Consider the following 5,270-nt stretch of genomic DNA (forward strand, 5'->3'; position numbering starts at 1 on the left):
CCCGTAGGCCCACTGCATCAGCCCGGAGCAGTCGAAGGCGGAGGGCCCGGTGGCCCCCCAGGCGTACGGGGTGCCGACGGCCGACCGTACGGCCATCGCCGCGGCGGCGCCCCGCGAGGACGCGGCGCCGACCAGCCCGGAGAGGCTCGGCAGCCCGGCGAGGGCGGAGCGCTCCCCGCCGCTGGAGCGCGAGGCCCGCGCGTACGCCTCCCGTTCGGCCTGCGGCATCGAGTTGAGCAGCTTGCGTGCCGTGGCGAGCTTGCCCTCGACCTCCCGCTTGCGCTGCTCGACGGCGCGCCTGCTGTCCTCCAGTTGCCCGAGGACGCGGCTCGCCTCGGCGCGCTCCTGGCGCAGGGCGCGCTGGGCCCCCAGGAGCGACTTCAGCTGTTCCGCCTGGCGGCCGGTGACCCGGTCGAGGGTGGCGGCCCGCTCCAGGTAGGCGTCGGGGTCCGAGGAGAGCAGGAGCTGGAGCGCGGGGTCGACGGCGCCGTTGCGGTACTGCGCGGTCGCGATCATGCCGAGGGCCTGGCGCATCCGGTTGACGTGCTCCTGGCCGCGGGCGACGCGGTCGGTGGTCTCGGCCACCTTCCGCTTCAGGGCGTCGGCGCGCTCACCGGCCGCGTTGAACTTCTCGGTGGCCTGCTCGGCCTGCTCGTAGAGCTTGTCGACCTGTGCTTTCACCGACCCTGTCGGCTTGTCCGAGCCGGAGGGGGCGCCGGGCGCGGCGCCTGCGGGTGTCGCCAGACCGGCCGCAGAGGCGGCCACCGCGGCGGACATGACGGTGACCCGGACGCTCTGTGCGAGACCGGGCTGCGCGGGACGACGGTGTGACGCCACGGGCTGCCGCACTCCTTCCGTTCTCCCCCGGGCTCCCCGGGAGGCGGTCACCGGGGGGCAACCTGCGCGCCAGACAGTAGCGGCGCGGTCACCCCAGGTTCAAAGACCCGGTGACACGGGAATACTGACGCCCCGCCGGAGACGCAGGTCACCGGCGGGGCGCGGAGTCAGCGGCGGCTGCCGCGGTTCCCCCGAAAGGGGGGTGCGTCAGCCATTCGGCCCAAGCGGATCAGCCGATCCGGACGCCGAACTGGAAGGGCATGTTGCTCATGGCCTCGGTGCGCACGTTGGTACCCGGTTTGGGGGCGTGCAGCACCATGCCGTTGCCCGCGTACAGGCCGACGTGGTGCAGGTCGCCGTAGAAGAGCACCAGGTCGCCCGGCTTGAGCTGGCTCTGGTCGTAGATGCGGGTGCCGTCGTTGGCCTGGTCCTGCGAGACGCGGCTGATGGTGACGCCCGCCTGCGCGTATGCCCAGGAGGTCAGGCCGGAGCAGTCGAAGGAGCTCGGTCCGGTCGCACCCCACACATAGGGGGCTATGCCCTCCTTGGTGTAGGCGGCCGCGAGTGCGGCACCGCCACGGCCCGAACCGGCGGGGATGTTGATGTCCGGGCGACCCTCGCCACGGCTGGCACGGTCGCCGCCGCCGGCGCCGCCCTTGCCGCCGTCCTTGCCCTCGCCGAGGACCTCCGCGCGGTCCTGGGGGCTCAGGGAGTTCAGGACCTCCTTGGCGTCGGCGAGCTTGCCCTGGACCTCGTCCTTGCGGTCGGCGAGCGCCTTGCGGGTGTCGTCGAGGTCCTTGAGCTTGTCGGTGGCCTGCTGGCGCTGCTGCTTGAGCGTGCGCTGCTTCTCGGACATCTGCTTGAGGGTGTCGGCCTGCTTGGCGGTCAGCTGGTCGATCGTGGAGGCCTTCTCGAGGAAGGTGTCGGGGTCCGAGGAGAGCAGCAGCTGGAGGGACGGGTCCACGGCGCCGCTGCGGTACTGCGCGGTGGCGACCGTACCCAGGCTGTCGCGGAGCTTGTTGACGTCCTCCTGGCCGCGGGCCACCTTGTCCTGGAGGTCGCTGACCTGCTTCTCCAGCTTGTCCTGCTTCTCCTTGGCCCCGTTGTACTTCTCGGTGGCCTGCTCCGCCTCTTCGTAGAGCTTGTCGACCTTCGCCTTGGCATCCGCCTTGGACGGCGAATCGGCGTGCGCGGCCTGCGCGGAGAGTGCGACGGCGGCGGCAGCGGTCGCGGTCAGCACGGTCACCCGGGTGCGGCCCGGCTGCTTGGGTCGACGGTGGGACGCCACGGAGACAGGCTCCTTCTTCCTCAGCCGCCGCGCCGCGCGAAGTCCGCGGCTCCGGCGGGACCTTCACCGCCACCCCGAATGGATGATCACCGCGTGAAGGTTCGAGGCCCGACCTTAGTGAGCGGAATATGATCCGTTCAAATCCTCAGACGCAAAATCTCGCCCCGGGGTTCAATCCTTTACTCGCGCGACACAGTGAGTCACACATGATGACCCCTCAGCCACTGCCTCAGGTCCGCGCAAGTCGCTTCAGCAGCAGCACCGATGCCACCGGCCGCGCGCCCGCCTTGGCCACGCCGTCGGCGACCTCGCGGTCCGTGGAGACCACGACGACCGGGCGCCCCGGCGGCTCGGCGCGCACGAGCTGACGGATCAGCTCGTCGGCGGTCACGCCGGGCTTGCTGAACAGCACCCGCACGCCGCGCGGCGGCGCCAGCAGCACCGGCGCGGCCAGCTCCGCGCCGTCGAAGACGCAGGTCACCTCCGCGCCCGTCTGCGCGGCCAGCATCGCGAGCCCGCCCAGCAGCCGCAGCCGCTGCTTGTCCAGCGGCATCGTCGGATAGCCGGTCTTGGTCACGTTGTAGCCGTCGACCACCAGGTGGGCCTGCGGGAGCGCGAGCAGCTGGTCCAGCAGCGCGGGGTCGGTCTCGGACAGCGCGCGGGTGGCGATGTCCTTCGGGGTCATGCGCCCCGGCTCCACGGCGTCCACGGTGTCCGCCGGGCGCATGGAAGCGGGCGGGAGCGCGAGCTCGCGCCGCAGCCCCTGCGCCGCGTCCAGCACGGTGTCCAGCAGCAGCCGCAGCCGCATGTCCTCCGTGCTGCGGCCCTCGCGCGCCGCCCGGCGGCTCGCCTCCAGGCCTGCCTCGGCCTCCGCGAGCCGGGCCTTGAGGCGGCGCGTCTCGCCCAGGGCCGCGGCCTTCTCGGCGGCACCGGCGGCCCGTACGGCCTCCAGCTCCGTCTCCGCCTTGCGCAGCGCGGCCTCGCCGCGGCGCACGTCGCTCACCGCGCTGCGCAGACGTCGCTGCATCGCGTCGTTCTCCTTGCGGACCGCGTCCAGCTCGGCGCGGATGCGGTCGGCCTCCGTCCGGCCCTCGGCGCGGGCCTCCGCCAGTTCCTCGCGCAGCCGCCGCAGTTCGCGCTGGGCCTCCTCGCCCGCCCGCTCCGCGCTCGCCCGCTGCGCCTCCTCGCCCGCGGCCGTGACCAGCTTGACCCAGCCGACGGGCCGCAGCACATAGGCCATGGCCGCCACGTCCTCCGGGTCCGCGGCCGCGGGCGGGGAACCGGCGTCCAGCGCCTCGGCGAGCTCGGATCCCGTCTCCCGCAGGCGCGCGGAGATCCGCTGCCGGAAGGCGGCGTCGTTCTCCACGGCCGCCGCCATGGCGTTGCCGGCGAACTTGGCCCGGCGGCTCGGGGTGAACCGGGCGTACTGCCGCAGGGCGGCGGGCAGTTCGGCGACCGTCAGCCCGCCGAACGCCTCCGCGACCAGGCCGATGACCCGCCGCCGGACGCCTTCGGGCAGGGGTCGGTCGAGCACCTCGGCGACGCCGTCGGCCCCACCGGTGTCATCCGGTTCACCGGCCGCGTCCACGCCGCCTGTGTGCTCAACCACCGCTCACCGCTCCCGTTCTTCAGGCACTCGCGCCCGGCCTGTCCACCAGCTCGATCTGGTCGACCGTGTTGCACCACCGGCAACGTACGGACTCGATCGTCTCACTGAGCACGTCCCGCTCCTCCACCCGAGCCTCTCCGGCCAGGTCGAGGTGCACGAACTCCACGGCCCTGCTCGTGCGCGTGACGTCGAACCGGGTGAGGTTGCCGCACAGCGTGCAGCGCCAGCGGGTCCCTGCGGTCGGCTGGGGAACGCCCATGGTGTCGACCTCCTTTGTCACGGCCTTCGTCACGGTCCTCGTAGCGGTCCGGTGCTCCCCGTAACCCTACGGCCTGATGGTCATGCGGCGCGGAGTACAGCCGCGCATGCGGCACGGAAGACCGGCCCGGCGAGGCGCTCTGTGCCGTTTGCTGCCGTTACGACATGATCTGGCCATGCCCGTCACGGCAGCACACCGGAGCGCCCGGCGCCCCCGGACCGTCCCGATGGTCACCTACACGCTGATCGGCGTCTGCTGCGCCGTCTTCCTCCTCGGCCCCGCGTCGGGGCTCGGCGTCCCGCACGGCACCGACGGCGACCTGCTGCTCGCGCAGAACGCCTACTTCGAACGCTGGGGCGTGGTGCCCGAGGAACTGTGGCACGGCTCGCCGGAGCGGCTCGTCACCCCGCTCACCGCTCTCTTCGTGCACGGCAACTGGCTGCATCTGCTGGGGAACATGCTCTTCCTCCACGTCTTCGGCGCCATGGCCGAGGAGCGGATGGGCCGGGCCTCGTTCGCACTGTTCTACCTCGCCGCCGGGGTACTGGCCCTGCTCGGCTACGCGGCCGCGCACGCCGACTCCGGACGGACGCTGGTCGGAGCGTCCGGGGCGATCTCCGGGGTGCTCGGGGCCTTCCTCTGTCTCTTCCCCAGGGCCCGGGTGACCAGTCTCTTCCCGTTCCTCTTCTTCCTGCCGCTGCGCTTCCCCGCCTGGGCGGTGCTGCTCTTCTGGTTCGCCCTCCAGTGGCTGGCCGCCCGCGGCGCCGGGGACCGGCCCGGGGTGGCCTACCTGGCCCACGTGGTGGGCTTCGCCCTCGGCTTCCTGTACGCGTGGGCGCGCTACAGGTGTGCGGCTAGAGTGAAAGACACGGCCGCGTCCGGCGACGGGCCGCGACCTCCCCGATAGGAGCCCCCACCGTGATCACTTCCATCGTCCTCATCAAGACCGACGGCGCCCGGATCCCCGAGATCGCGGAGGAGATCGCCGCGATGGAGGGGGTCAGCGAGGTCTACTCGGTGACGGGGGCGCAGGACCTGATCGCGATGGTACGGGTGGCGCGCCACGACGACCTGGCCGACGTCATCCCGGGGCGCATCAGCAAGGTGCCGGGGGTGACGTTCACGGAGACGCACATCGCGTTCCGTACGTACTCGCAGCACGACCTTGAGGCCGCTTTCGCCATCGGCCTGGAGGCGTAACCGTCCCCGGGGGCTCCGCCCCCGGACCCCGTTCCGGTGCGGCCCGGTGGTCCGGTTGTGCCCACCCTCCCCCAGAC

General features: G+C 72.5%; 6 protein-coding genes. 2 read left to right on the forward strand and 4 right to left on the reverse strand.

All coding sequences use genetic code 11. The features are described 5' to 3' along the window. The 4 genes from K6I34_RS30860 to K6I34_RS30875 form a co-directional block, all read right to left on the reverse strand. The coding region (locus tag K6I34_RS30860; RefSeq protein WP_229331086.1) for an NlpC/P60 family protein at positions 1-837 on the reverse strand (837 nt) is incomplete at its 3' end. Positions 838-1,066: 229 nt separating this feature from the next. Further along, the gene (locus K6I34_RS30865; RefSeq protein ID WP_229331088.1) at positions 1,067-2,125 is read right to left on the reverse strand and encodes an NlpC/P60 family protein; all 1,059 of its coding nucleotides are present in this window, start codon (positions 2,123-2,125) and stop codon (positions 1,067-1,069) included. A 229-nt stretch (positions 2,126-2,354) separates the two neighbouring features. After that, on the reverse strand, positions 2,355-3,734 hold the full coding sequence (locus K6I34_RS30870; RefSeq protein ID WP_374231070.1) for an NYN domain-containing protein: 1,380 nt from the start codon (positions 3,732-3,734) through the stop codon (positions 2,355-2,357). 19 nt (positions 3,735-3,753) lie between these two features. Then, positions 3,754-3,993, reverse strand: a complete 240-nt coding sequence (locus tag K6I34_RS30875; RefSeq protein WP_229331090.1) for a hypothetical protein — start codon at positions 3,991-3,993, stop codon at positions 3,754-3,756. Positions 3,994-4,168: 175 nt separating this feature from the next. Here K6I34_RS30875 and K6I34_RS30880 point away from each other — a divergent pair, with 175 nt between their 5' ends. Beyond that, complete coding sequence (locus K6I34_RS30880; protein WP_229331092.1) at positions 4,169-4,900, forward strand: rhomboid family intramembrane serine protease; 732 nt, start codon at positions 4,169-4,171, stop codon at positions 4,898-4,900. 11 nt (positions 4,901-4,911) lie between these two features. Then, complete coding sequence (locus K6I34_RS30885) at positions 4,912-5,193, forward strand: Lrp/AsnC family transcriptional regulator (RefSeq protein WP_121797853.1); 282 nt, start codon at positions 4,912-4,914, stop codon at positions 5,191-5,193. Positions 5,194-5,270 lie beyond the last annotated feature (77 nt).

This window comes from Streptomyces sp. UNOC14_S4 (assembly GCF_020740835.1).
Classification (GTDB): domain Bacteria; phylum Actinomycetota; class Actinomycetes; order Streptomycetales; family Streptomycetaceae; genus Streptomyces.